We start from the raw sequence: 26102 nt of genomic DNA, 5'->3' as shown, positions 1-26102 counted from the left end.
AACTTTCCCTCTCAGCCCAGCAGGACGTCGTCGTCGCCGAGACGCTTGAGCTCGCGGTAGAGGATCGCGATCCCGGTCACGATCGCGGCGGCGGACACGGCGGCGTCGATCAGCCGCAGCGTGTCGTTGTCCTGGCGGGCCATCCTCGCCTGCTTGACGACGCTGAGCGCGCCGAAGGCGGTGGTGCCCAGGGACACGTACACGCCGGACTTGGACTTCTTGAAGTTCTTGGCCTTCTTAGCCATTGCGCTCATAGTGACGGAGCCTCCTCGAGCAGCGGGTGCCCCCACTTTTCCACGAAAGCGGCCTCGACGGCTGCTCCGACCTTGTAGAGCCGGTCGTCCTTCATGGCGGGGGCGATGATCTGCAGACCGACCGGCAGGCCGTCCTCCGGGGCCAGGCCGCAGGGCAGCGACATGGCGGAGTTGCCGGCGAGGTTGGTCGGAATGGTGCACAGGTCCGCGAGGTACATCGCCATCGGGTCGTCGGCGCGCTCACCGATCGGGAAGGCGGTGGTGGGCGTCGTCGGCGAGACGATCACGTCCACCTGCTCGAACGCCTTCTCGAAGTCCTGGGTGATGAGGGTGCGCACCTTCTGCGCCGAGCCGTAGTACGCGTCGTAGTAGCCGGAGCTGAGCGCGTACGTACCGAGGATGACGCGGCGCTTGACCTCGTCGCCGAATCCGGCCTCGCGGGTGAGGGCGGTGACGTCCTCGGCGGAGCGCGTGCCGTCGTCGCCGACACGCAGGCCGTAGCGCATGGCGTCGAAGCGGGCCAGGTTGGAGGAGCACTCGGACGGCGCGATCAGGTAGTACGCCGAGAGGGCCAGGTCGAAGGACGGGCAGTCCAGCTCGACGACGGTGGCGCCGAGCGACTTCAGCAGCTCGACCGACTCGTCGAAGCGCTGGACGACACCCGCCTGGTAGCCCTCGCCGGAGAACTGCTTGACGACGCCCACGCGCATCCCCTGGACGGAGCCGTTGCGCGCCGCCTCGACGACCGGCGGGACCGGCGCGTCGATGGACGTCGAGTCGAGCGGGTCGTGTCCGCCGATGACCTCGTGCAGGAGCGCCGCGTCCAGGACCGTGCGGGCACAGGGGCCGCCCTGGTCGAGGGAGGACGAGAAGGCGACCATGCCGTAGCGGGAGACACCGCCGTAGGTGGGCTTGACGCCGACCGTGCCGGTGAGGGCCGCGGGCTGGCGGATGGACCCACCGGTGTCCGTGCCGATGGCCAGCGGGGCCTCGTAGGACGCCAGCGCGGCCGAGGAGCCGCCTCCGGAGCCGCCCGGGACACGGGTGAGATCCCAGGGGTTGCCGGTCGGGCCGTAGGCGCTGTTCTCGGTGGAGGACCCCATGGCGAACTCGTCCATGTTGGTCTTGCCGAGGATGACGACGTCGGCGGCCTTCAGCTTCTTCGTGAGGGTCGCGTCGTACGGCGGGACCCAGCCCTCGAGGATCTTCGAGCCGACGGTGGTCGGCATGTCCTGCGTGGTGAAGATGTCCTTGAGCGCGAGCGGGACGCCGGCCAGCGGGCCGAGCTTCTCGCCCGCCTCGCGCTTCGCGTCCACGGCGCGGGCCTGCGCCAGCGCGCCCTCGCGGTCGATGTGCAGGAAGGCGTGGACCTTCTCGTCGACGGCGTCGATCCGGGCCAGGTGGGCCTCGGTGACCTCGACGGCGGTCAGCTCGCCCGAGGCGATGCTCTCGGCGATCCGGGCCGCGGTGAGCTTGGTGATGGCGGCGGTGTCCGTCATGGCTGTTAGTCCTCCCCCAGGATCTGCGGCACCTTGAAACGCTGCTGCTCCTGGGCAGGGGCGCCGGAGAGCGCCTGCTCGGGGGTGAGCGACGGACGGACCTCGTCCGCCCGCATGACATTGGTCAGCGGCAGCGGATGGGAGGTCGGCGGTACGTCTTGGTCGGCGACCTCGGAGACGCGGGCGACCGCGCCGATGATGTCGTCGAGCTGGCCGGCGAAGTGCTCGAGCTCTTCGCCCTTCAGCTCCAGACGTGCCAGCCGTGCGAGGTGGGCGACCTCCTCGCGCGTGATGCCAGGCATGCAGCGATCCTCAGGGGTTGGCGTGTGGTTTCGGACCAATCCTATGGGGTCGCCGCCCCCTCCCCCGCCTGCTTTCCCGCCCGCCGCCCGGCAACGCGGACCGGCCCGCGGCCGACCGGTCCGGCGATTGCGGACAAAACGGCCACAGGTCGCACCGGCACGGCCTCCCGGACGCCGCCGGTACCCGCTCGTGCGTCACCGGTTCGTGTCGCGGACGCCACCGGCCACCTCCGCCGGCCCCACCGGTCGCGCGACCGGCACGCCCTTCGGCCGGACCTCCGACGACCCTCGGCGGTACCCGCGCCGGCCACCTGTCCACCGCCCCCGGACCGCTCAGGCGGTCGCCGGTCCGGGCTGCACCACCTGCCCGGCCGCCCGCTGCTCCGGTTCGAGCGCGGCGCTCGCCGCCGCGGCGGCCTCCAGCTCCGCCGGCCGCCGCCACCCGCGCTCGCCCCTCGCTCGAAGCCAGGCCGTGGTCTCCTGGGGCGGCATCGCGGCGGCGACGAGCCAGCCCTGCACCGCGTCGCAGCGCAGGTCGCGCAACCGCTCCCAGGTCTCGTCGTCCTCCACGCCCTCGGCCACGACCAGCAGGCCGAGCGAGTGCGCCAGGTCGATGGTGCAGCGGACGATCTCCGCGTCCTCGGTGTCGACGGCCAGCCGCGCGACGAACGACCGGTCGATCTTGAGCTCGCTGACGGGCAGCTTGCGCAGGTGCACCAGCGAGGAGTAGCCGGTGCCGAAGTCGTCGAGGGACATCTTCACCCCGTGCCCGGTCAGTGCGGCCAGCGTGTCGGCCGCCCGCTGCGGGTCCTCCAGGAGCACGTGCTCGGTGATCTCCAGTTGCAGCGCGCCGGCCGGGACGCCGTGCCGGGCGAGCCGGGCCGCGACGCTGCCGGCGAAGCCGGGGGTGTGGACGTCGCGGGGCGAGACGTTGACCGCGACCGGGACGAACAGCCCCTTAGCGCGCCACCGGGCCACCTGGGCGAGCGCCGTCTCCAGGACGTACTCGGTGAGGTGCGGCATCAGGCCGGAGGACTCCGCGATCGCGATGAACTCGTCCGGGGGGACCCTGCCGCGCTCCGGGTGCACCCAGCGGACGAGCGCCTCCAGACCGGCGACCTGGCCGTCGAACCGGACCTTCGGCTGGTAGTGGAGTTCCACCTCGCGCGCGTCCAGCGCACGGCGCAGGTCCCCCAGGAGGCCGAGCCGGTCCGGGGTGTTGCTGTCGCGCTTGGACTCGTACACCTCCACGCCCGTACGGTCCCGTTTGGCCTGGTACATGGCCACGTCCGCGCGCCTGAGCAGTCCCTCGGCGTCCAGCGCGTGGTCGGGGTGGACGGCGACCCCGGCGCTCGCCTCTAGGACCAGGGTGAGCCCGTCGAGACCGAGGGGCGAGGACAGTTCGGCGACCAGGTGGCGGGCGACCCGCTGGGCGCTGGTGGTGGAGTCCGCGGTGGGCAGGAGTACGGCGAACTCGTCGCCGCCCAGGCGCGCGGCCTCCGCTCCGCGCGGCAGCGCGAGCCGCAGCCGTTCCGCTATCTGGAGCAGCAGCCGGTCCCCCGCCAGGTGGCCGAGGGTGTCGTTGACGGCCCGGAAGCGGTCGAGGTCGATGAGGACGAGGGCTGTCCGGGCGCCGGTGCTCTCGGCCTGTTCGAGCGCCGTCCACGTGCGCTCCAGCAGCCACTGGCGGTTGGGCAGCCCGGTCAGCGGGTCCTTCAGCTGTTCCTCCGCCCGGGCGCGGGCGATCCACAGGGTGGAGTCCAGGGCGATCAGCGGGACCGCGAAGAGGGGCAGCAGCACGGGCATGGCCGAGGCGACGACGCAGATCAGGGGGGCGATGCCGAGGAGGGCGACCGCGAGGAGCCCCTGGCGCAGCAGCGCGGTGCGGGCGGCCGTCGGCACGGCACCACCCTGGGACGCGCGGGCGCCCCACAGCAGCACGCGGGTGACCAGCAGGTAGGTGGTGGCCGCGAGTAAGACCTCCGGCAGGGCCTCCATACCCCAGTGGAGTGGCCGCCAGGGCGCTGCGACCGTCGGTACCTCGCCGAACGCGGCGAGGACGAGGGCGGCGGCCCCGACGCCGACTATGTCGGCGGCACCGTGCAGCAGGCCGGGCCACCAGCGGTGGCGGCGGGCCGTCCCGACGAGCACCACCACGACGAGGCTGACCAGTCCGGCGGGCACCCAGCCGTAGAGCAGCAGTACGGCGAGCGTGAGGGCGGCCCCGGAGCCGGTGCCGCCCCACCAGCGGTCGCGGCCGAGGGCGACCAGGTGGCCGACGACGATTCCGGTGAGCAGGGCCAGCGACCAGCCCGCGGTGCCGTCCGGGAAGAGCGCTTCGCCGTCCCGGACCGCGCGGTAGCACCCGGTCGCGAGCTGCAGCGCGGCGACCGCGACGACGACGGCCCCCACCTTCGGTGTGACGCCCACGAAACCTTGCAGCCGCGCCACCGGCGCGGCGCCCTCGGTCGGTTCCATTCCGTCCCTCTCACAGCCGGCGGTGCCGATGTCCCACGGAGCCCCCGCTCCCATGCCACCACGGCCCGGTGCACATCACGCGGCCGGGCACGGCAGGTGCGCGTTCAACAGTAGGCCGCCGACGGCCCCCACGGGCAGCGCTCGACAGCTCTTGCCCGAATGCGGACCTGGCTTCCCCCGCCGTCTGATATGCGCCGAACGGGTGGTGCCGGGCTGCCGGTGAGGGCCTCGCACTCCCCTTCACCGGCACTCTTCGTTCTTCCCCTCCCACCACCGGCCACTCCCCGGCGGGGTCTCGATCGCGCCTCGATCACGCCTCGTCCCGTGTCCGGCCCCCGGCCGGACACATCACCCCTGCGGCCCGGTCCCGCGCGGGCCGCAGGCATCCCCGCTTCCCTCCGGGCGGGTGCGCTCTAGGCGGGCAGGGCGGCCTCGCGGGCCGCGTCCGGACCCTGGCCGAGGAGGACGGCGAAACCCTCCTCGTCAAGGACGGGCACCTTCAGCTGCACGGCCTTGTCGTACTTGGATCCGGGGTTGTCACCGACGACGACGAAGGAGGTCTTTCTGGAGACGGAGCCCGTCACCTTCGCTCCGCGACTCTGGAGCGCGTCTTTCGCGCCATCTCTCGTGTGGGTCGTGAGCGTGCCGGTCACGACGACGACGAGTCCCTCCAGCGGGAGCGGTCCTTCGTCCTCCCCCGGGCCCGCGTCCTCCATCCGCACCCCGGCCTCCCGCCACTTGCGCAGGATCTCGCGGTGCCAGTCCTCGGCGAACCACTGCTTGACGGACGCCGCGATGATGGGCCCGACCCCGTCGGCGGCGGCCAGCTCCGCCTCGGACGCCTCGTCGATACGGTCGACGGAGCGGAACTGCCGGGCCAGCTCGGCCGCGGCGACCGGCCCCACGTGCCGGATCGAGAGCCCGGTGAGGATCCGTGCGAGCGGGGCCTGCTTCGCGGCCTCGATGCCCTCCAGCATGGCCAGGGCGTTCTTCTTCGCCTCGCCCTGCTGGTTGGCGAAGACCGTCGCGATCTTCTCCTCGCCGCTCTTCGGGTCGCGTCTGGGCAGGCCGCTGTCCGGGTCCAGGACGTAGGCCCGGATCGGGAGCAGCTGCTCCACCGTGAGGCCGAAGAGGTCGCCCTCGTCGAGCAGTGGCGGTTCGGCCGGCTCCAGCGGCTTGGTGAGTGCCGCCGCCGCGACGTAGCCGAAGTGGTCGATGTCGAGGCACTTGCGGCCCGCGAGGTAGGCCACCCGCTCGCGCAACTGGGCGGGGCAGGAGCGGGCGTTGGGGCAGCGGAGGTCGATGTCGCCCTCCTTCATGGGACGCAGCGCCGTCCCGCACTCGGGGCACGCGGACGGCATGACGAACTCCCGTTCGGTGCCGTCGCGCAGATCGACGACCGGTCCGAGGATCTCCGGGATGACGTCCCCCGCCTTGCGCAGGACCACCGTGTCGCCGATGAGGACGCCCTTGGCCTTGACGACGTTCTGGTTGTGCAGGGTGGCGAACTCGACCTCGGATCCCGCCACCTCGACCGGCTCGACCTGGGCGTACGGCGTGACCCGGCCCGTACGGCCGACGCCCACCCGGATGTTCACCAGCTTGGTGTTGACCTCCTCGGGTGCGTACTTCCAGGCGATCGCCCAGCGCGGGGCGCGCGAGGTGGAGCCCAGCCGGCCCTGGAGCGGGATCTCGTCGAGTTTGACGACGACCCCGTCGATCTCGTGCTCGACGGAGTGGCGGTTCTCCCCGAAGTACGCGATGAACTCGCGCACGCCGTCGAGGGTGTCGACGACCTTGTTGTGCCGGGCGGTCGGCAGGCCCCACTCCTTCAGGAGGTCGTAGGCCTGCGACAGGCGGTCGATGTCGAGGCCCTCGCGCGCGCCGATGCCGTGGACCACCATGTGGAGCGGCCGGGTGGCGGTGACCTTGGGGTCCTTCTGGCGCAGCGAACCCGCCGCCGCGTTGCGCGGGTTGGCGAAGGGCTTGTCGTCCGCCTCGACCAGGCGGGCGTTGAGCTCCTCGAAGGCCTCCATCGGGAAGAAGACCTCGCCGCGGATCTCGACCAGGGCGGGGACGCGGTCTCCCGACAGCCGGTGCGGGATCTCGGCGATCGTACGGACGTTGGGCGTGATGTCCTCGCCCGTGCGGCCGTCCCCGCGGGTCGCGGCGCGGGTGAGCCGGCCGTGCTCGTAGGTGAGGTTGACGGCGAGGCCGTCGACCTTGAGCTCGCACAGGAAGTGGTATCCCGGGCGGCCCACGTCCTTGGCGACGCGCTCGGCCCAGGCCGTGAGCTCCTCGTCGTCGAACGCGTTGTCCAGTGACAGCATGCGCTCGCGGTGCTCGACGGAGGTGAATTCCGTGGTGTAGGGACCCGCGACCTTCTGGGTCGGCGAGTCCGGCGTACGCAGCTGGGGGTGCCGCTCCTCCAGGTCCTCCAGCTCGCGCATGAGCCGGTCGAACTCGGCGTCGCTGACGACGGGCTGGTCCTTCACGTAGTACCGGAAGCGGTGTTCCTCGATCTGCTCGGCGAGGCGGGCGTGCTGTTCCTGCGCCTCCGCCGGCACCGTGGTCAGCTGCTGTGCCTGCTGTTCGCCGGCCATCGTCGTCCGTCCTCCCGTGACGGCCCGGTGCGGGACAGCGGTCGAAGCCGCTGTCCCGCACGAGGCCGTAGCTCCGTCGTGCCGTTACTCAGGGTTGTCTGCGAGGGACCTCGCGGCCCGGGCGCAGTGGGCGAGCGCGGCGCGTGCGTACGCGGGCGACGCCCCCGCCAGCCCGCAGGACGGGGTGATCACGACGGACTCGGCGAGAGTCCCCGGATGCAGCCCCAGCCTGCTCCACAGCGTCCTGACACCCATGACGCTACCGCCTGGGTCCGACAATGCGTCCGAGGCGGCGTCGGCGCCGGGGATCACGCCGAGGAGGAGCTGGGTGCCACCCTCGACCGCTTCCCCGATCGCCTCCTCCTCACGTTCGGTGAGGAGGGAGAAGTCGAAGGAGACGGCGTCGGCTCCGGCGCGGCGCAGCAGGGCGAACGGCACCTCGGGAGCGCACGAGTGGACGGCGGTCGGACTCTCGGCGTTCACCGCGAGCAGGTCGCGCAGGGTTCCCTCGACGACCTGGCGGTCCACGGCGCGGTAGGTGCGGTACCCGCTCGCCGACCTGACCCGCCCCAGCAGTACGGCGGTGAGCGAGGGTTCGTCGAGTTGGAGGACGACCTCGGCCCCGGGCACCCGGCGCCGTACCTCCGCGAGGTGCCCGCGCAGCCCCTCCGCCAGGGATCCGGCCAGGTCGCGGCAGGCTCCCGGGTCCGAGAGCATCGCCTCGCCACCCCGGAGCTCCAGGCCGGCGGCCAGGGTCCACGGACCGACCGCCTGGATCTTGACGAGCCCCTCGTAACCCTGGGTGAACTCCTCCAGGGCGTCGAGGTCCTCGCCGAGCCAGGAGCGGGCCCGGCGGGTGTCGCGGCCGGGGCGGTCGCTGATCCGCCAGCCGCTGGGCTCGACGTGGCCGTACATCTCGACGAGCAGTCCGAGGGTCCGCCCGATCATGTCCGCGCCGGGGCCGCGGGCGGGCAGTTCCGGCAGATGCGGCATGCCCTGGCCGTCCGCGAAGGAGCCGGTGACGGTCTTGGCGGCCTCGCGGGCGTCTCCTCCCGGCATGGACCCGACACCGGTGGCGGCACACGCGCTGAACTTGCTCTTCTCGCTCACGCGGAAAGCCTACGGGCCCCCGGGCCGGGCGGGTCGCGGGTGGCGCCCCGGCGGCGCACCGGGCGGCCGTCACGGGCGGGGGCCGGGGGCTCAGCGGCCCGGGCGGACCGTCAGGTCGTTGATCTCCGCGTCCCTCGGCAGGTCGAGCGCCAGCAGGATCGTGGTGGCGACCGACTCCGGGTCGATCCAGCGCGAGGCGTCGTACTCCTTGCCCTCCTGCTGGTGGACCTTGGCCTGCATGGGGCTGGCGGTGCGGCCCGGGTAGACGGAGGTGACCCGGACCCCGTTGCCGTGCTCCTCGTGGCGCAGCGAGTCCGCGAGCGCCTTCAGACCGTGCTTGCTCGCCGCGTACGCGCCCCATTCGGCGTGCGCGGCGAGCCCGGCGCCCGAGTTCACGAAGACGACGTGGCCCCGGGCGACCCGCAGCTGCGGCAGCAGCAGACGCGTCAGCTCGGCCGGGGAGACGAGGTTGGCGTTGAGCTGGAAGTGCCAGGCCTTGGGGGTGAGGTCCCCGACCGTGCCGAGCTCGACGACCCCCGCGACGTGCAGGAGCGAGTCGAGGCGCTCCGGCATCGGCTGCTGGCCGAACGCCCAGGAGAGCCGGTCCGGGTTGCCGAGGTCGCCGACGAGGGTGCGCGCGCCGGGGTGCAGGGCGGCGAGCTCCTTCGCGCGGCCGGCGTCCCGGGCGAGCAGCACGAGTTCGTCGCCGCGCTCCAGGAGGCGGCGGGCGACGGCCGCGCCGATGCCGGAGCCGGCGCCGGTGATGAGATGAGTAGGCATGGGCTCATGCTCGCATCACCGCAGGCCGGCCGACTCCTCGAGGTAGGCGAGCGCCCCCACGGCGTCCTCGGCGAAGAAGACGAGCTCGGTGAGGGGCAGCGGCAGGAACCCCTCCTCCTCCATGCGCAGGAACTGCTGGCGCAGGCCGTCGTAGAAGCCCGCGGTGTTCAGCAGGACCACGGGCTTGGCGTGCTTGCCGTGCTTCCTCAGCTCCAGGATCTCCGTGGCCTCGTCGAGCGTCCCCATGCCGCCGACCATGATGACGATCGCGTCGGCCTTCTCCAGGAGCAGCGCCTTGCGCTCGGCCAGGTCCTTGGCGACGACCATCTCGTCGGCGTCCGGCCGGGCCAGCGCCGCCATGAACTCCACGGAGACCCCCACCAGGCGCCCGCCGGCCTCCTGCACGCCGTCCGCGACGACCTTCATCAGGCCGCTCTCGGATCCACCCCAGACGAGGGTGTGCCCGCCGCGGCCCAGGAGTTCGGCGAACTCCCGGGCGGGCACGGTGTAACGGTCGGCGAGGTCGGCGGCGGAGAGGAAGACGCAGATGTTCATGCGCCCACCGTACGGGCCGCCTCCGGCACCGGACCGGGCGGGAAGAATCCGGCCTCCCGCACGGCTGAAGCAGGTATGAACCCCACTCCTGGACACCGCATCACCGTCGAGCCCGTCACCGCGCACGTCCGGGCGGTGCGCGACGGCCAGGTGCTGGCCGAGAGCCGCCGCCCGCTGCTGCTGCGCGAGACGGGCTGCCCCGACCGCTACTACCTGCCGCCCGAGGACGTCCGTACGGAGCTGCTGACGCCCTCGGACACCCGCACGCACTGCCCGTTCAAGGGCGACGCGTCCTACTGGTCGCTGCCGGACGCGCCGGACCTCGTCTGGGCCTATCCGGAGCCCAAGGAGCAGGTCGCCGAGATCAGGAACCACTTCTGCTTCTACGACACCCACCTCATCGCCCGCTGAGGACGGAACGGGAGGGCGGAGGAGGAGCCGGTGGAAGAAATCGCGTCGTTCCCACGCGGCGGCGATGAGTTCCGCGCCCGGCCGGGGTCCACCCCTCCATGGACACGACTCCCTCCCGCGACGGCACCCCCATCGCGTATCGCCGCCAGGGCGACGGCCCGCCGGTGGTCCTGGTCGGCGGGGCGCCGGCGGCGGGGGCGGTCCGTGCACGGTCCGCCGCGAGATCGAGGACCGTGCGCGGCACGGGCGTCCTGAGACCCGTGCGGGTCACGTCCGTACAGGGGTCGGACGTGACCCGTGCGGGGGACACCGCGAGGGGTCCTCAGCTCGCCGGGGCCTTCTCCTTGCGGACCGTCGTCGCGATCGTCGCCGAGCCGACGACCCGCGTCCCGTCGTAGAGCACCACCGCCTGCCCGGGGGCCACGCCCCGGACCGGCTCGGTGAAGGTGACGCGCAGGGTGCCGTCCACCAGCTCCGCCGTCACCTCGGTCTCACCGCCGTGGGCCCGCAGCTGGGCGGTGTACGTGCCCGGTCCGGAGGGAGCGGTGCCGCACCAGCGGGGTTTGATCGCGGTCAGTGCCGTGACGTCGAGGGCTTCGACCGGGCCGACCGTCACCGTGTTGTTCACCGGCGAGATGTCCAGGACGTAGCGCGGCTTGCCGTCCGGGGCGGGGTGGCCGATGCGCAGGCCCTTGCGCTGGCCGATGGTGAAGCCGAACGCGCCCTCGTGGGTGCCGACCTTCGTCCCGGCCTCGTCGACGATGTCACCCTCCGCGGGGCCTCCCAGGCGCTTCGCGAGGAACCCCTGGGTGTCACCGTCGGCGATGAAGCAGATGTCGTGGCTGTCGGGCTTCCTGGCGACCGCCAGACCCCGGCGCTCGGCCTCGGCCCGGATCTCGTCCTTGGTGGTGAGGGTGTCGCCGAGGGGGAACATGGCGTGGGCGAGCTGCTTCTCGTCCAGGACCCCGAGGACGTAGCTCTGGTCCTTGGCCATGTCCGAGGCGCGGTGCATCTCCCGGGTGCCGTCCTCGTTGACCACGACGGTGGCGTAGTGACCGGTGCACACCGCGTCGAAGCCGAGGGCCAGCGCCTTGTCGAGCAGGGCGGCGAACTTGATCTTCTCGTTGCAGCGCAGGCAGGGGTTGGGGGTGCGCCCCGCCTCGTACTCCGCGACGAAGTCGTCGACGACGTCCTCGCGGAAGCGTTCGGCGAGGTCCCAGACGTAGAAGGGGATGCCGATGACGTCCGCGGCGCGCCGGGCGTCGCGGGAGTCCTCGATGGTGCAACAGCCACGCGCCCCGGTACGGAAGGACTGCGGGTTCGCGGAGAGGGCGAGGTGCACCCCGGTCACGTCATGGCCCGCCTCGGCGGCTCGGGCCGCGGCGACGGCCGAGTCGACACCGCCCGACATGGCGGCGAGCACGCGGAGGGGGCGCTGGGAGGTCTGAGTCATAGCTCCTCCAGGGTACGGGTCGCCGGGAACCGATCGCGCGCGGATATGCGTTGACCAGCACATGGGTGACAAGGGGAACGCCGGAGCGCCAGGCGGCCGGCCCGCGCACGGCGTCAGCCGCCGCACGCTGCTGGTCGGCGGGGGCGCCGCCGCGGCGGCGGGGGCGGCCGCTCTGGCCTGGGACGAGGCGCGCCGCGTGTGGTGGCGGGTCCCGGGCGTGGAGAAGCCCCGCAAGCCGGGCGAGCTGGACTACGCGGGCGCCCGCTGGATCGGGGCCTCCGAGGCGAACTGGCGCCGCGCCGACCGCCCGGACGACTACGGCATCGACCGCGTCGTCGTGCACGTCACGCAGGGCGGCCTGGGCAGCGCGGTCAAGGTGTTCCAGGATCCGGCCCACGGTGCCGCGGCGCACTACATCGTGGGCAAGGACGGCGGGGTGGTCCAGATGATCCGCGAGCTGGACGTGGGGTTCCACGCGGGCAACCGCCGGTACAACGAGCGCAGCGTCGGCATCGAGCACGAGGGCTTCGTGGACCGCCCCCAGGACTTCACGACGGCCATGTACGCCTCCTCCGCCCGCCTCGCCGCCACGATATGCAGGCACTACGGCATCCCGGTGGACCGCGAGCACATCATCGGCCACGTGGAGGTCCCGGGCACCGACCACACCGACCCGGGCCCCCACTGGGACTGGGACCGCTATCTCGCGCTCATACGCCGGGTCCGGGCGTGACCGGACCGGCGTGGCGCCTCAGCTGAGCCCGGCCGTCCTGGCCCGGGCGACGGCGGGGGCGATCGCGCGGGCCACGTCCTGGACGTCCTGCTCGGTGGAGGTGTGGCCCAGCGAGAAGCGCAGGGTGCCGCGGGCCAGGCGGGGGTCGGTGCCGGTGGCCAGCAGCACGTGGCTGGGCTGGGCGATGCCCGCCGTGCACGCGGAGCCGGTGGAGCACTCGATGCCCTGGGCGTCGAGGAGCAGGAGGAGGGAGTCGCCCTCGCAGCCGGGGAAGGTGAAGTGGGCGTTGGCGGGAAGCCGCCCGCCCGGCGCCGGGTCGCCGCCGAGCAGCGCGTCGGGCACGGCCGCCAGCACGGCCTCGGCCAGCGCGTCGCGGAGCGCGCCGGTCTCACGGGCGTAGACCTCGCGCCGCTCGGCGGCGAGCCGCCCGGCGACGGCGAAGGAGGCGACGGCGGGCACGTCCAGGGTGCCGGAGCGCACGTTCCTCTCCTGCCCCCCGCCGTGCAGGACGGGTACGGGGGCGTGGTCGCGGCCCAGGAGCAGCGCGCCGATGCCGAAGGGGCCGCCGATCTTGTGGGCGCTGACGGTCATCGCGGCCAGCCCGGACCGGGCGAAGTCGACCTCCAGCTGGCCGAAGGCCTGCACGGCGTCGGAGTGCATCGGCACGTCGAACTCACGCGCGACCTCGGCGAGTTCACGTATCGGCATGACGGTGCCGATCTCGTTGTTGGCCCACATCACGGTGATCAGCGCGACGTCGCCGGGGTCGCGGAGGACCGCTTCACGCAGCGCGTCGGGGTGCACCCGCCCGTACCGGTCTACGGGGAGGTACTCGACGGTGGCGCCCTCGTGCTCGGCCAGCCAGTCGACGGCGTCGAGCACCGCGTGGTGCTCCACGGGGCTGGCGAGGACCCTGGTGCGCCGCGGGTCGGCGTCGCGGCGGGCCCAGTAGAGGCCCTTGACGGCGAGGTTGTCGGCCTCCGTGCCACCGGAGGTGAGGACCACCTCGCTGGGGCGGGCGCCGAGGGCTTCGGCGAGGGTCTCTCTGGACTCCTCGACGGTACGGCGGGCGAGCCGCCCGGCGGCGTGCAGTGAGGACGCGTTGCCGGTCACGGCGAGGTGCGCGGTCATCGCCGCGATCGCCTCCGGAAGCATCGGCGTGGTCGCGGCGTGGTCGAGGTAGGCCATGGTGGACCCGATTCTACGAGCCCGCGGCGGGGCGCACGGCGGGCGCATGGTGCCGGAGGCCCGGCAGGGGGCCGCCACGGCGCCGGCCCGCCCGGTGCCGGAGCCCGGTCCGGCACCGGTGAGCTGCCGGGCAGCGCCCGTCCGTCCACCGGGACCCGGGGGCGGGGCCCGCCGCGTCCGCGGGCCGGTCAGCCCCCGAAGCTCCAGGAGACGGTGCCGTTCGCGGTGACCAGGACCGCGAGGACGACGAGGTCGGCGATGCCGAGGGCGAGTCCGAGCAGCGCGCGTCCGCGGCGCGCGGTGGAGCGCGAGAGGGCGATGAGCGCCATGACCACGGCGGCCGGCCCGAGCAGGATGTTCATCACCAGGAGCCCGAGGAGTCCCAGCACGAAGGAGGCGACGGCCAGGCCGTCGGCCTCACGGGTACCGGACTTCCGGGCCCGGGCCGCCGGTCCGCCGGTCCGGGTGGCCGGTCCGCCGGTCCGGGTGGCCGGTCCGCCGGTCCGGGTGGCCGGTCCGCCGGTCCGGGTGGCCGGTCCGCCGGTCCGGACGAGGGATCCGGTGCGCGGGTGGCGGTCGGTGCGGGCAGTGGTGAGGGACATGGTGCGAGCTCCTTCTCTCGGCGGACGGGGGCGGGCTCTCAGCGGATGCGGCGGGCGAGGCGCTCGCGGACGCCGAAGGCAGCCAGCCAGAGACCGATCAGGGCTGCCGCGACGAGCGTCAGGGGCAGCGGCAGGTGGGCCACCGCACCGAGAACGACCCCCAGCAGGAGCAGAGCGGCGACGAGGACGAACATGTGCGGCCTTCCTTCCCGAGATTGAGAGTACGACTGTTCACTGACTTCGATACTAGACCTTCTACCCCTTCCGAGACTCGGAGAACGGTTGTTTACTGAATGGCATGAGTCACACCGTCGGCATCCGCCAGGCCCAGAAGCTGAAAACACGTCAGGCACTCCTCGACGCCGCACTGCGGCTGCTGGAGCACCAGAGTCTGAGCAGCCTCGGCCTGCGCGAGGTGACCCGGGCGGTCGGCGTGGCCCCGACGGCCTTCTACCGCCACTTCGACGGCACGGCGGCGCTGGGGGTGGCCCTCGTCGAACAGACGCTGGGCAGCCTGCACGGCATGATCGGTGCGATCCTCGCCGACACGGGCGACAGCGAGGAGCGGCTGGACCGCAGCGTGGAGCTGATCAGCCGCCACGTGGCCGCCCAGCCCGCCCACTTCCGCTTCATCGCCCGTGAGCAGCACGGTGGCGTCGGTCCGGTCCGGGACGCCATAGCGGCCCAGCTCCGGCTGTTCGCCGAGGAGGTGGCGGCCGCCCTCGCCACGGAACCGGAGTCGGCGGGCTGGGATCCGGCGGATCTCCTGATGCTGGGCGGGCTGTACGTGGACCACATGGTGCTCACGGCGTCCGCCCTGCTCGACGCCGGGCCGGAGGGGGAACGGGAGGTCGTCCGGGTGGCCCGGCGCCGGCTGCGCCTGGTGACCGTGGGCCGGGCCCACTGGCTGGACACCCTGTGAGGCGGCGTCCCGCACCACCGGACAGGCGGGGCGGGCCGGGCGTCACCCGTCCGGCTGTGGGGGCGCCCGCCAGGCGCCGGACGGGCCCCCGGGACCGGCGGGCGCACCGGCCGCCGGCCGGACGCGGAACGGAGCCGCCCCTCGGGTGGGGCGGCTCCGGCGGAACGACCCGGGGGCCGATCGGTCAGCCGCGCGGCGCGCGGGCCAGCTGGCGGGACTGGGCCACGAGACGGTCGGCGCTGTCCCAGACCTCCGCGTCCTCCTCCAGGAAGCCCCCGGCGAGGTTGCGCGTGGTGATGGAGACGCGCAGCGGGCCCGGGGCGGGACGGCAGCGGACGTGGGTGGTCAGTTCGATGGTGGGTGTCCAGCCCTTCAGCCCCAGCTCGAACGAGGTCGGCGGCAGCGCGTCCACGGTGAGCAGCAGGGAGAGCGGGTCCGCGTCGCGGCCGTCCGCCAGACCGAACCAGCCGCGCATCTCCCCCTTCCCCGACGGTGCGCCGACGGCCCAGCCGATCGTCGCCGGGTCGAGCTTGATGTCGAGCCGCTCGGTGATGGCGGAGCTGCCGGGGATCGGCGCCGGCCCGTCGGCCGGGCCGAGGCACTGCTCCAGCGGCGGGATGGCGGGCGGCTCGGCGGTCGTGCGGACGTCGCCGGTCAGGCCGTCGAGGTCACCGTAGGTGGCCAGTACCCGGATCCGCTCGACCTCGGTGCCGTCGTCCGCGTACTGGAAGAGCGAGGCCTCACCGGTGGACAGGGTGCGCCCCGTGCGGACGACCTGGGTGCGGATCACCGCCGGGCCGGGCACCGAGGCGGTGAGGTAGTGCGCCGAGACCGAGAAGGGGTCGGAGTGCGGGAGCGCCTCGCCGAGCGCCCGCCCGAGCATGGCCAGAAGGTACCCGCCGTTGACGGCGTGGATGATCGTCCAGCCCGCGGAGAGCTCTGCGTCGTAGACGCCCTCCTCGCGGAGTGTGACGGCGGTGTCGCGGTCGAACTCGCTGTCGCCGATGGTCGCCCGCGCTCCGCGCGGCGCCTGCGTTGCTGCCTGTGCCATGGCATGCACCGTACACCGATCGTATTACTGAGCGGTAGCTTTTGTGGCTGTCAGATGACGGCGGGGGGTTCCTCGGCCGAGGCGGAGCGCCGGTTGTAGGCCCGTGGTGCGCGCCAGTGGAAGCGCATGGCCAGCAGTCGCAGGACGAAGGCGGTCAGTGCGGCGGCGCCGCTGGTGTAGGCGTCCAGGGCGTCGAAGCGGATGCACAGGACCACCATGACCGCACCGACGATCGCGGGCACGGCGTACAGGTCGCGGTCCCACCGGAGCAGCGAGGGCACCTCGTTGGCCAGGACGTCGCGCAGTACCCCGCCTCCGACCGCGGTGGCCAGGCCCAGGGCGGCGGACGGGGTGAGGCCGAGCCCGTACTCGTACGCCTTGACGGTCCCGGACACGCAGAAGAGGCCCAGCCCGGCCGCGTCGAAGACGTTGACGCCCACCTGGATCCGCTCGACGTGCGGGTGGAGGAAGAAGACCAGCCCCGCGGCGAGCAGCGGTGTCACGAAGTAGCCGAGGTCCGTGAACGCGGCCGGCGGGACGGCACCGATGATCACGTCACGGAAGATCCCTCCGCCCAGCGCTGTCACCTCGGCCAGAACGGCGATGCCGAAGACATCGAAGTTCTTGCGTACGGCGAGCAGGGCGCCCGAGATCGCGAAGACGAAGATCCCGACGATGTCGAGCGCATGCTGGACGGAGGGGGTGAAGAGTTCGTTGAGCACCGGACAATTGTGCCGGTACTACTTATCCGGTGACTCCCCCGCCTTCCCGGACGGGGCGGCCGCGCCCTTCCCACCGCCGTCGGCGGGGTCCTCCCCCGGCACCTCGGCGGACGCCGGGGCCACCGGCCGAGCGGGTTCGGCGGCCTCGGGGGTCCCGGTGGCCTCCACCGGCTCGGTGACCTCCGGTGACTCGGTGGCCACCGGCGGCTCGGCGGACTCGGCGACCTCCGAAGACCCAGCCGTCCCAGCCGGCCCGGCGGAAGCGGAAGGCGCCGCGGAGGCGGCGGAAGCGGTGGTGGCGGACTCTGGCGCCACCGACTCCTCGGCCGGCTCCACCGGACCCGCGGACTTACCGGCCCCGGTCGCCACGGCGGCCTCGGGTGCCCCGGCCGACACCGCGGCCTCCACCCGCCCGGCGGCCACGACCGACTCCGCCGACGCCACCGGCTCCGCCGGTTTCCGCGCCTCCGCCGACCTCACGGTGATGACGTCCGCGACGAGGGGAGCGTCGCCCGGCACCTGGTCCTCGCCGTTCTCCGGGTGGTGGCACGCCACCTGGTGCCCGGTCTTCAGCTGGAGCAGCGGCGGCTCCGTCGTCGCGCAGACCTTCGTCGCCTTCCAGCACCGGGTGTGGAACCGGCAGCCGCTGGGAGGCGAGATGGGCGACGGGACGTCGCCCTTGAGCAGGATCCGCTCGCTCTTGGCGCCTCGCCGCCGCGGGTCCGGCACCGGCACGGCGGACATCAGCGCCGTCGTGTACGGGTGCATCGGCGCCTCGTACAGCGAGTTGCGGTCCGCGAGCTCGACGATCTTGCCGAGGTACATGACCGCGATCCGGTCCGAGACGTGGCGGATCACCGACAGGTCGTGCGCGATGATCATGTACGTGAGCCCGAGCTCGTCCTGGAGGTCGTCCAGCAGGTTCACCACCTGGGCCTGGATCGACACGTCCAGCGCGGAGACCGGCTCGTCGGCGACGACGAGCTTCGGGTTCAGGGCGAGCGCCCGGGCGATGCCGATGCGCTGGCGCTGGCCACCGGAGAACTCGTGCGGGTAGCGGTTGTAGTGCTCGGGGTTGAGCCCCACGAGCTCCAGCAGCCGCTGGACCTCCGCCTTCACCCCGCCGTCGGGCTTGACCCCCTGGAGCCGGAAGGGCGTCCCGATGATCCCGCCGACCGTGTGGCGGGGGTTCAGCGACCCGTAGGGGTCCTGGAAGATCATCTGGATGTCACGGCGCATCGGGCGCATCCGGCCGGCCGACAGGTGGGTGATGTCGCGGCCCTGGAACTCGATCGTGCCGCCGGTCGGTTCCAGCAGCCGGGTCACCAGCCGCCCCATGGTCGACTTGCCGCACCCGGACTCGCCGACCACGCCCAGGGTCTCACCGGGACGCACGTCGAAGGTGAGCCCGTCGACCGCCTGCACGGCGCCGACCTTGCGCTTGAGGACGCCCTTGGTGATCGGGAAGTGCTTGGCCAGGCCGGTGACCTTGAGGAGGGGCTCGGACCCGGACCCGTCCGACCCGTCCGCGCCGGACGCGGGAGTCTTCTTGTTCAGATCAGTCACAGCTTCGGCGCAATCTCTTCGGTCCAGATCCGGTCCCGCTGCTCACGCGACATGTGGCACGCGGAGTAGTGCCCGTCGCTGACGAGCTGCAGCTGAGGACGTTCGGTGCGGGTGACGTTGTCCGCGGGGACGTCGGCGTACGGGCAGCGCGGGTGGAACGCGCAGCCCGACGGGACGTTGATGAGGCTGGGCGGCGAACCCTTCACGGGGATCAGCCGCTCGGTCTGCTCCCGGTCGATGCGCGGCATCGAGCCGAGCAGGCCCCAGGTGTAGGGGTGCTGGGGTTCGTAGAACACCTTCTCAGCGCTGCCGCGCTCGATGCAGCGGCCCGCGTACATGACGAGCAGGTGGTCCGCGATCTCGGCGACGACGCCGAGGTCATGGGTGATCATGACGACCGCGGAGCCGAACTCCTTCTGCAGGTCCCGGATCAGGTCGAGGATCTGCGCCTGGACGGTGACGTCGAGGGCGGTCGTCGGCTCGTCGGCGATGAGCAGCTGCGGGTTGTTGACCAGGGCCATCGCGATCATCGCGCGCTGGCGCATGCCGCCCGAGAACTGGTGCGGGTAGTCGTCGTAGCGGCGGTGCGGTTCGGGGATGCCGACCCGGTCGAGCATCTCGATCGCGCGCTTCTTCGCGGTCTTCTTGTCGACCTTGTTGTGGACCCGGTGCGCTTCGACGATCTGCGCGCCGATGCTGTAGTACGGGTGCAGCGCCGACAGCGGGTCCTGGAAGATCATGGCCATCTTCTGGCCGCGCAGCTTCCGTACGCGCTCGGCGCCGGCGCCGATCAGCTCCTCGCCGTCGAGCCAGATCTCACCGGCGATGCGGGCCCGCTCGGAGGTGTGCAGGCCCATGATCCCCAACGAGGTCACGGACTTGCCGGAGCCCGACTCGCCGACTATACCGAGGGTCTGGCCGGCCTTCAGGTCGAAGCTGACGCCGTCGACGGACTTGACCAGGCCGTCGTCGGTGTCGAAGTGGACCTGGAGGTTGCGGACGGAGAGGAATTCCCTCCCGTCCGCGGCCGAGGCGTCCCGGGGGGCGGGAACCGTGCCCGGTGCGGCCGCCGGCGCCGGAGAGTCCTTCTTGCTTACCTCGCTCATGAGAGCCTCACCCGGGGGTCGATCGCGGCGTACACGAGGTCCACCAGCAGGTTGCATATGACGATGAAGAAGGCGGCGACCAGCGTCACGCCCATCACCTTGGGCAGGTCGGCGGTGGTCACGCCCTGGATGGCGAACGCGCCCATGCCCTGGAAGGAGAAGACGTTCTCGGTGATGACCGCGCCGCCGAGCAGCAGCGCGAAGTCCATGCCGAAGATGGTGACGAGCGGGGTGAGCGCCGAGCGCAGGCCGTGCTTGACGACGACCTTGCGTTCCCGCAGGCCCTTGGCACGTGCGGTCCTGATGTAGTCCTCGCCCATCGTCTCCAGCATCCCCGCGCGGGTGAGCCGGGCGTAGAGGGCGGAGTACAGCAGGGCGAGGGTGCACCAGGGCAGGACCAGGCTGCCCGCCCACTCGATCGGGCTGTCGGCGAACGGCACGTACTCGCCGTTGCCGAAGATGGCGAGCACGGCGAGGCCGGTGAAGAACATCGGCAGCGAGACGCCGGCGAGGGCGACACCCATGGAGAGCCGGTCGAAGAGCGAGCCCCGCTTCAGGGCGGACACCACGCCGATCGCGACACCGGAGACGACCCAGATGACGGCGGCACCGACGGCCAGCGACAGCGTGACCGGGATGCGGTCGATGAGCTGCGGCCAGATCTCGGTGTGGGTCTTGAAGGAGTAACCGAAGCAGGGTGCGTTGCAGGTGACCGGGTCGGGGCCGAACTGGTAGTCGGCGCCGACGACGATGCCCTTGACGAAGTGCCAGTACTGGAGGTACAGGGGCTGGTCGAGCCCCAGGTTCTTCTTGACCGCGGCGATGACGTCCGGGTCGGGGCTCTTCCCGACGTACTGGGCGGCCATCGAGTCGAGGGTCTGCCCGCCGAGGCGGGGCACGAGGAAGAAGATCGCGAACGTGACTGCGCTGACCACCAGCAGCAGCAACACCGCGGCGAATACGCGTCGGATGATGTACGCAGCCACAGCCGTGCGGCGCCGGGCGGGCGGACGGGGTACGCCCGCCGGCCCGGCGCCTTCACCTGCCTTTCAAGGGATGCTGTCGATGAACAGGTGTTACTTGGTCGAGGTCATCAGTACGTAGTCGTACATGCCGAGGTAGGCGTTGGTGACCGTGACGTTCGCCGCGGAGTCCGGGCGGTAGAGCAGGCTCTTGCGGTAGGCGAGCGGAACGACGGAGGCGTTCTCCATGACCTTCTGGTCCACCTCGCCCCACGTGGCGTTGCGCGCCGTGGTGTCGACGGTGCCGATGCCCTTGACGAGGAGGTCGTTGACCGCCTTGTCGTTGAGCTCCATGAGGTTCGTGCCACCGGACGGCTTGATGGCCGAGCCGTTCACGATCTGGTCCAGGAAGCCGAAGCCGGTCGGCCAGTCGGCGCCCCACTGCATCATCATCATGCCCGCGTTGTTCTTGTGGACCCAGTCCGGAACACCCGCGAAGTCGGTGAAGTACTTGTTCGCCGGGAACTGCTTGATCTCGGCGGTGATGCCGATCTTCTTCAGGCTGCCCTGGAGCTGCGTCGCGGCGGTGATCTCGTCAGGACGGTCGGACCGGGCCGTCAGCGTGGTCTTGAAGCCCTTGGGCTGACCGCACTTGGTCAGGTGCTCCTTCGCCTTGGCGACGTCACCCTTGTTGCCCTCGGTCGGGTACAGGTCGAACTTCTTGTACCCGGCGACGGTCGGCGGGATGACCGTGGTGGCCGGGTCGCCCTTGACCGCGCCACCGATGGCGTCGACCATGCTCTGCTTGTCGACGGCGTACTGGACCGCCTTGCGGCACTCGATGTTGTCGAACGGCTTCACGTTGACGTTCAGCGCCATGTACTGCAGGACGCCGGCGTACGGGTTGTCCGTCTTGGCCTTCTCGGCGGACTTCGCGAGGACCTTGGGCTGCGTCTTGGACTGCAGACCCGTGCCCTCGATGCCGGCCGTGATCTGGTCGTTGAGCAGGTGGTCGTCGATCGTGGTGGGGTTGATGTTGAACTTGAGCTCGATCTTGTCCGGGAGGGCCTTGCGGATCGGGTCCGTCTTCGGGTCCCACTCCGTGTTGCGGACGAGCGTCGCGCCCTTGCTCTCGTCGTACGACTCGAACTTGTAGGGGCCCGAGGAGACCATCTTCTGGACGTAGGCGGCACCCTTGTCGGCCTTCTGCGGGACCGGAGCGGTCTGCGAGAATGCGGCGAGGTAGTCCATGTCCGCGAACGGCTTGTTCAGCTTGAAGACGATCGTGTAGGCGTCCGGGGTCTCGATGGACTTGAGGCCCTCGGGGGACTTGTCCTTGTACGGACCCTTGTACGCGTCGCCGCCCTCGAGGTAGGCGTTGAAGTACTTCGGCCCGTTGGACAGGGCCTCGGGCGCGAAGTTGGAGCGCTCGACGGCGTACTTGACGTCCTTCGAGGTGATCTCGGTGCCGTCCTCGAACTTCACGCCCTTGCGGAGCGTGTACGTCCAGGTCTTGGCGTCCGCGCTGGCCTTGCCGAGGCCGGTGGCCAGGTCGGGGACGACCTCCAGGCCCTCGTCGCCGGCGGCCGGCTTGAAGGTCACCAGGGCACGGGCGTACAGGCGGGAGAAGTTCTGCACCCAGCCGTAGTACGTGTTGCCCGGGTCCAGGGAGTCGGGGCCACTGGAGTGCTCGTAGGTGACCGTCCCCCCCTTCTTGTCGGTCGTGTTGACGATGCTCGTCAGAGCGGCGTCAGCCTTGGCGTTGCCCCCAGCGCCGTTGCCGCCGTTCTTGCCGCTGTCACTGCCACTGCAGGCCGACGCGCCGAGCGACACCGCTACGGCCACGGCGATGGCCGCTGCTGTCTTTCTGTTCTGCATGCTGAGGAAAGCCCCCTCGCTTGTTCGGTACGGCAGAGCCGCGATTACTTGCCACGAGGGTCGAGTGCGTCACGCAGCCCGTCCCCCAGCAGATTGAAGGCCAGCACGGTGACGAAGATCGCCATGCCGGGGATGACCATGAACATCGGGTCCACCTCGTAGAGGTCGACCGCCTGCGTGAGCATGCCGCCCCAGGAGGCCTGCGGCGGCGCGATGCCGACGCCGAGGAAGCTGAGGGATGCCTCGAACAGGATGTTCGTGGGGATCAGTAGCGTCGCGTACACGAGGATCGGCGCGATCAGGTTCGGCAGCAGTTCGCGGAAGAGGATGAACGGTCCGCGCGCGCCCAGCGACCTGGCGGCCTCGACGAACTCCCGCTCGCGCAGCGACAGCGTCTGCGCGCGGACGATGCGGCCGATGTAGGGCCAGCTGAAGAAGCCGATCACGAAGATCAGGACCGCGATGCGCAGGGTGAGTCCTTCCATCCCGAACGCTTCGCCCTGCAGGGAGGCGGAGATGGAGATCGCGAAGAGCAGCAGCGGGAAGGCCAGGAAGGTGTCCATCATCCGGCTGATGAAGCTGTCCACCCAGCCGCCGTAGAACCCGGCCACCACGCCCATCACGACGCCGATGACGACGGACAGCAGGGTGGATCCCACGGCGACCACGAGGGAGACCCAGGAGCCTTCGAGGATGCGCGCCAGGATGTCGCGGCCGGTCTGCGGCTCGACGCCCAGCGGGTGGTCCCAGCTCATGCCGCCGAAGTCGCCCTTGGGCGCCAGCATGATGGGGTCGACCAGGCTCTGGTTGAACGCGTCGGGGTCGAGACCGAGGAGCGCCTGGAGGGGCTTGGACAGCAGGGCGGTGAGGATCAGCAGGATGACAACGATGCCGCCCGCCATCGCGGCCTTGTCCCGCTTGAAGCGGGTCCAGGCGATCCGGCCGAGGGAGCGGCCCTCGATCTGCTTGCGCCCGGCGCCTTCCAGCACCGCTTCGGGCTCCACATCCGCCCTGGTGGTCTCGATAGGTGCCGTCATTGCGCTGGAGACCCCTCTCGGCCGACGGTGGCCGGCCCATGACCGCCGCTGTAGCGGCTCGTACAAACACATGAGGCACGTGGCGATGCGCCGGCCGAACCGCCTCTGTTTGAAAGGGGCGTGAGCCGGGCATGGACCACCTGCTGTGTGGAGTCTTCAACCACTTTGCGATCATCCGCCAGACCTGACGGGGAATGTTTGCGCAACCGTGATGCGGGCAGCGGTCTTCCGTTATGCGGACAGCGGGTCCCGTTGAGCGGACCTCTCGGTCGCTAATCCGCGATACCGGGACATGACGCCCAACAGCGGTGATTCCCTGACTGATTGACCAGGAGTCCGACGCCGCCGGTGCCCGGTTGACGGCCTGTCAGGACCCGTCAGTACGCGCGGGGCGGGTAGCCGTACCCCGGAGCCGCGGAGGGCGGCGGGCCCGCCGGAACGTGCGCCTCGCGGTCGTAGAACGGGCGCGCGTTGGCGCGGAGCCACATGGCGACGGGGTCGTACTCGTCGGACATCGAGACGGTGGAGACGGGCAGCCCGTCCGGGACGACGCCGATCGACTGCCGCATCATCTCGCGCACCGAGTCGACGGCCGGCCGGCCGGTGTCGTAGAGGTCGAGCCCGATCGCCAGGTACGGAACACCGAGGGCGGGCTGCACCCAAGCGCGACGCAGCGAGCGGACGGCCGGGGTCCGGTGGGCGTTCTGCGACAACAGGGCGTAGAACTGCGGGATCTGCAGGGCGGGTTCGGACAGACGCAGCGGCCCGGCGGGCATCCTGTCGAGACCGGTGGCGATCCGCCGCAGGTCCAGCCACGGGATGCCGAGGCCCCCGCCGGGGGCGTGCGGGTTGAGCCAGATGCCCCAGCGGTCGGGGAAGAGGGAGCGGGCGATGTCGCGGCCGGTGACGAGCTCGTGGGACCGGTTCCAGCCGCTCGCCGAGAGCTCCTGGGCGGAGGTCACGCACGGGGCGTAACCCAGGCCGTCGACCTCCATGTTGCCGTACTGGGCGTCGGGCGAGCCCGCCGTGCCGTGCCACAGCAGCATCCAGATCCGGCCGTCGGACAGGGCCTGCAACAGCGCCTCGTACGCGTCGATACGCCCGGGGGCCACCTGGCGCAGCATGTGCTCGACCTGCCCGGCCGCCGCGGTGCCTGACGCACTCACCCTGGTCCCGCCCCTCTTCGATCCGCCGTCCCGCTCTGTCGCGGTGCTGTCGTGTCACTCCCGGGCACACGGGGCGACCCGGCCATCAAACCAGCTTATGCGCCGTTCCCCGCACCGGCCTGACGCACCGGCGGCGCCGGCTCAGCAGCCCTCGCGCCGGTAGAAGGGGCGCACCTTCTCCAGCATCCAGTCGCCCACGGGATCCTGCGCCACGTCCAGCAGCACCAGATTCACCGGCCAGGGCACCGGGACGCGGCCCAGTGCGCGGCCCAGCGCGTCCATCGGGGCGCTCTGCCCCACGACGTCCCAGGTGGCGCACTGGACCCCCACGAAGAGCACCGGGCTCTCGCCCTCGATGCTGGCCAGCGCCCTGCGAGCGGTACTGACCACGCCGGCCCCCTGGAACTCGGCGGCCACCGCGGAGAGGAAGTCGACCGGGTCCTGCTGCCAGTCGGGCTCGAACAGGCGGACCCTGCCGCCCCCGGCCGGCCCGTCGAGCGGGCTGCGCCCGACCCGGCAGAGCTCGGCGACGGCGGGCGGCGGAAGCGGCACGCCGACCGCCCCTCCGGGGTTGACGGCGATCCCGAGCTGCGGGGGCAGCCCCCGGGCGAACTCCCGGGCCGGGGCGACGGTGAAGGAGAGGTGGGGGCCGACACAGGCCATGAACTGCGCCTCGGAGCTGTACACGGGTACGTAGGCGGCGCCGTCGAGGTCGATCGTCGGCAGGTCGAGAGCGGGGCTGTCCGGCCCGCCGCCGTTCGGCAGCGGCACCCAGACCTGGCTGCGTCCGAGCACCTCGACCAGCCGGCCACCGGCCTCGGGCACGCCGAGCGAGGCGCCGAGGACTTCCTCGAACTCGTTGGCCGGCCATCCGTGCTGCCGGTGCGCCTGGTCCTGGGCCGGAATGTCCACGGTGTCTGTGTCCCCTTCTCGCCATGCGGTGCCGCGGAAAACCTTAGAGGGTGCGGCGCGCGAAGGCGCGGGCGCCCGCGGGCCCGGGCGCACACCGTCCGGATCGCGGACACCCGGAACGGGTCCCTCCGTCTGTGCGTCTGCGAACCGCCGCGGGTCAGTACATCTGGGCGCCCGTGAAGGAGATGCGTTCGACCGCCCCGGCCGCCTCCCTGTCGAGCAGCACCGCGGAGGCGCACCCCGGCGGGGGGAGGCCGCTCTCCGTGTCGCGCAGGAGCCGTCCGACGGCCCGCCGGTGACGGGCGAAGGCGTATCCGGAGACTCCTCGCCCGCGGTCCCGCTGGCCCTCGCGGGCCACGCGCGGGGTGACGTCGAGGAGCACCAGGTGCAGGGCGCGGCCCCGGTCGCGGGCCACGCGCGCCAGCCACCGCCGCACCCATGCCTGCGTACCGCAGTCGTGGACGACGACGGAGGCGCCCGAGCGCAGGGCCCGCCGCAGGGCGAGGTAGTGCGCGCCGCGCACCAGGGGGCGGTAGAGGGCGTACGGGAGGGACGCGGGCAGGGAGCCCGCCCAGCGGTCCCGGGCGTCCTGCGAGTCGATGGCGTGTTCACGGACCGCGCGGCGGATCAGTGTCGACTTGCCGCTGCCCGGCAGTCCGGACACCACCACCACGTCACCGGCCGCGAAGTCCAGGCTGTGCGGGGTGCGCCCGCCACGGGCCCGCAGATCGCGGACCACCAGTTCGGGCGGGGGGGGGTGCTCACGGGGGGGCGCGCCCCGCCGAGCGGGCGGCGTGCCGGGCGGGGCGGGC

At 71.9% G+C, this 26102-nt stretch carries 25 protein-coding genes and 1 pseudogene; 4 read left to right on the top strand and 22 right to left on the bottom strand.

Going from position 1 to position 26102, the window contains the following annotated elements; genetic code table 11:
- Positions 1-11 precede the first annotated feature (11 nt).
- The 8 genes from ABZ371_RS06705 to ABZ371_RS06670 all read right to left on the bottom strand — a co-directional run bounded on the left by ABZ371_RS06705 (position 12) and on the right by ABZ371_RS06670 (position 9581).
- Complete coding sequence (locus ABZ371_RS06705) at positions 12-254, bottom strand: hypothetical protein (RefSeq protein ID WP_358674480.1); 243 nt, start codon at positions 252-254, stop codon at positions 12-14.
- Positions 251-1753: an Asp-tRNA(Asn)/Glu-tRNA(Gln) amidotransferase subunit GatA gene (gatA, locus tag ABZ371_RS06700; RefSeq protein ID WP_358674477.1), complete on the bottom strand. Its 1503-nt coding sequence runs from the start codon at positions 1751-1753 to the stop codon at positions 251-253. Before gatA ends, ABZ371_RS06705 begins: the two co-directional genes overlap by 4 nt.
- A 5-nt stretch (positions 1754-1758) precedes the next feature.
- Positions 1759-2055: an Asp-tRNA(Asn)/Glu-tRNA(Gln) amidotransferase subunit GatC gene (gatC, locus tag ABZ371_RS06695; protein WP_014153935.1), complete on the bottom strand. Its 297-nt coding sequence runs from the start codon at positions 2053-2055 to the stop codon at positions 1759-1761.
- 333 nt (positions 2056-2388) lie between these two features.
- Positions 2389-4533 carry a bifunctional diguanylate cyclase/phosphodiesterase gene (locus ABZ371_RS06690; protein ID WP_358674474.1) on the bottom strand — a complete coding sequence of 715 codons (2145 nt, stop codon included), beginning with the start codon at positions 4531-4533 and terminating at the stop codon, positions 2389-2391.
- 413 nt (positions 4534-4946) lie between these two features.
- Complete coding sequence (gene ligA / locus ABZ371_RS06685; RefSeq protein WP_358674471.1) at positions 4947-7136, bottom strand: NAD-dependent DNA ligase LigA; 2190 nt, start codon at positions 7134-7136, stop codon at positions 4947-4949.
- An 84-nt stretch (positions 7137-7220) separates the two neighbouring features.
- Complete coding sequence (locus ABZ371_RS06680; protein WP_358674468.1) at positions 7221-8246, bottom strand: methionine synthase; 1026 nt, start codon at positions 8244-8246, stop codon at positions 7221-7223.
- Positions 8247-8336: 90 nt separating this feature from the next.
- Positions 8337-9026: an SDR family oxidoreductase gene (locus ABZ371_RS06675; protein ID WP_358674465.1), complete on the bottom strand. Its 690-nt coding sequence runs from the start codon at positions 9024-9026 to the stop codon at positions 8337-8339.
- Positions 9027-9041: 15 nt separating this feature from the next.
- Positions 9042-9581 (bottom strand): TIGR00730 family Rossman fold protein, encoded by a 540-nt coding sequence (locus ABZ371_RS06670; protein ID WP_358674462.1) that lies wholly within the window; start codon positions 9579-9581, stop codon positions 9042-9044.
- A 75-nt stretch (positions 9582-9656) separates the two neighbouring features.
- Between ABZ371_RS06670 and ABZ371_RS06665 the strand changes: the two genes are divergently transcribed.
- Both ABZ371_RS06665 and ABZ371_RS06660 read left to right on the top strand, forming a co-directional pair.
- Positions 9657-9992: a DUF427 domain-containing protein gene (locus ABZ371_RS06665; protein ID WP_358674459.1), complete on the top strand. Its 336-nt coding sequence runs from the start codon at positions 9657-9659 to the stop codon at positions 9990-9992.
- 98 nt (positions 9993-10090) lie between these two features.
- Positions 10091-10177 (top strand): annotated as a pseudogene (locus ABZ371_RS06660) (alpha/beta hydrolase); the annotation flags it as partial.
- Positions 10178-10314: 137 nt separating this feature from the next.
- On the opposite strand, the gene mnmA reads toward ABZ371_RS06660, so the two are convergent.
- Positions 10315-11445 (bottom strand): tRNA 2-thiouridine(34) synthase MnmA, encoded by a 1131-nt coding sequence (mnmA, locus tag ABZ371_RS06655; RefSeq protein WP_358674456.1) that lies wholly within the window; start codon positions 11443-11445, stop codon positions 10315-10317.
- A 61-nt stretch (positions 11446-11506) separates the two neighbouring features.
- Here mnmA and ABZ371_RS06650 point away from each other — a divergent pair, with 61 nt between their 5' ends.
- Positions 11507-12178: an N-acetylmuramoyl-L-alanine amidase gene (locus ABZ371_RS06650; RefSeq protein WP_358674453.1), complete on the top strand. Its 672-nt coding sequence runs from the start codon at positions 11507-11509 to the stop codon at positions 12176-12178.
- 18 nt (positions 12179-12196) lie between these two features.
- Here ABZ371_RS06650 and ABZ371_RS06645 read toward each other — a convergent pair whose 3' ends face one another.
- The 3 genes from ABZ371_RS06645 to ABZ371_RS06635 form a co-directional block, all read right to left on the bottom strand.
- On the bottom strand, positions 12197-13366 hold the full coding sequence (locus tag ABZ371_RS06645) for a cysteine desulfurase family protein (protein WP_358674451.1): 1170 nt from the start codon (positions 13364-13366) through the stop codon (positions 12197-12199).
- Between the two features lie 188 nt (positions 13367-13554).
- Complete coding sequence (locus ABZ371_RS06640) at positions 13555-13968, bottom strand: hypothetical protein (protein ID WP_358674448.1); 414 nt, start codon at positions 13966-13968, stop codon at positions 13555-13557.
- Positions 13969-14006: 38 nt separating this feature from the next.
- A complete protein-coding gene (locus ABZ371_RS06635) occupies positions 14007-14162 on the bottom strand; it encodes a hypothetical protein (RefSeq protein ID WP_358674445.1) in 156 nt (51 codons plus the stop codon).
- Between the two features lie 104 nt (positions 14163-14266).
- Between ABZ371_RS06635 and ABZ371_RS06630 the strand changes: the two genes are divergently transcribed.
- Positions 14267-14890 (top strand): TetR family transcriptional regulator, encoded by a 624-nt coding sequence (locus tag ABZ371_RS06630; protein WP_358674442.1) that lies wholly within the window; start codon positions 14267-14269, stop codon positions 14888-14890.
- Positions 14891-15074: 184 nt separating this feature from the next.
- Here the strand turns inward: ABZ371_RS06630 and ABZ371_RS06625 are convergent, their stop codons facing one another.
- The 10 genes from ABZ371_RS06625 to ABZ371_RS06580 all read right to left on the bottom strand — a co-directional run.
- A complete protein-coding gene (locus ABZ371_RS06625; protein WP_358674439.1) occupies positions 15075-15941 on the bottom strand; it encodes a thioesterase family protein in 867 nt (288 codons plus the stop codon).
- 50 nt (positions 15942-15991) lie between these two features.
- Positions 15992-16663: a trimeric intracellular cation channel family protein gene (locus ABZ371_RS06620; RefSeq protein WP_358674436.1), complete on the bottom strand. Its 672-nt coding sequence runs from the start codon at positions 16661-16663 to the stop codon at positions 15992-15994.
- Between the two features lie 18 nt (positions 16664-16681).
- Positions 16682-18220, bottom strand: a complete 1539-nt coding sequence (locus tag ABZ371_RS06615) for a dipeptide ABC transporter ATP-binding protein (protein ID WP_358674502.1) — start codon at positions 18218-18220, stop codon at positions 16682-16684.
- 5 nt (positions 18221-18225) lie between these two features.
- On the bottom strand, positions 18226-19335 hold the full coding sequence (locus ABZ371_RS06610; protein WP_358674434.1) for an ABC transporter ATP-binding protein: 1110 nt from the start codon (positions 19333-19335) through the stop codon (positions 18226-18228).
- On the bottom strand, positions 19332-20321 hold the full coding sequence (locus ABZ371_RS06605) for an ABC transporter permease (protein ID WP_358674431.1): 990 nt from the start codon (positions 20319-20321) through the stop codon (positions 19332-19334). Before ABZ371_RS06605 ends, ABZ371_RS06610 begins: the two co-directional genes overlap by 4 nt.
- A gap of 90 nt (positions 20322-20411) precedes the next feature.
- Positions 20412-22175, bottom strand: a complete 1764-nt coding sequence (locus tag ABZ371_RS06600) for an ABC transporter substrate-binding protein (RefSeq protein WP_358674428.1) — start codon at positions 22173-22175, stop codon at positions 20412-20414.
- Between the two features lie 44 nt (positions 22176-22219).
- The gene (locus ABZ371_RS06595) at positions 22220-23212 is read right to left on the bottom strand and encodes an ABC transporter permease (RefSeq protein ID WP_358674426.1); all 993 of its coding nucleotides are present in this window, start codon (positions 23210-23212) and stop codon (positions 22220-22222) included.
- Positions 23213-23589: 377 nt separating this feature from the next.
- The gene (locus ABZ371_RS06590; protein WP_358674500.1) at positions 23590-24336 is read right to left on the bottom strand and encodes an enhanced serine sensitivity protein SseB C-terminal domain-containing protein; all 747 of its coding nucleotides are present in this window, start codon (positions 24334-24336) and stop codon (positions 23590-23592) included.
- Between the two features lie 183 nt (positions 24337-24519).
- Positions 24520-25290, bottom strand: a complete 771-nt coding sequence (locus ABZ371_RS06585; protein WP_358674423.1) for an enhanced serine sensitivity protein SseB — start codon at positions 25288-25290, stop codon at positions 24520-24522.
- Positions 25291-25447: 157 nt separating this feature from the next.
- On the bottom strand, positions 25448-26102 hold a 655-nt coding region (locus ABZ371_RS06580), incomplete at its 5' end, for an AAA family ATPase (RefSeq protein WP_358674420.1).

It is taken from the genome of Streptomyces sp. NPDC005899 (assembly GCF_040629645.1).
GTDB lineage: Bacteria > Actinomycetota > Actinomycetes > Streptomycetales > Streptomycetaceae > Streptomyces.
Note: the sequence above shows the minus strand (reverse complement) of the source record. Positions and strands in the feature narration are given on the sequence as shown.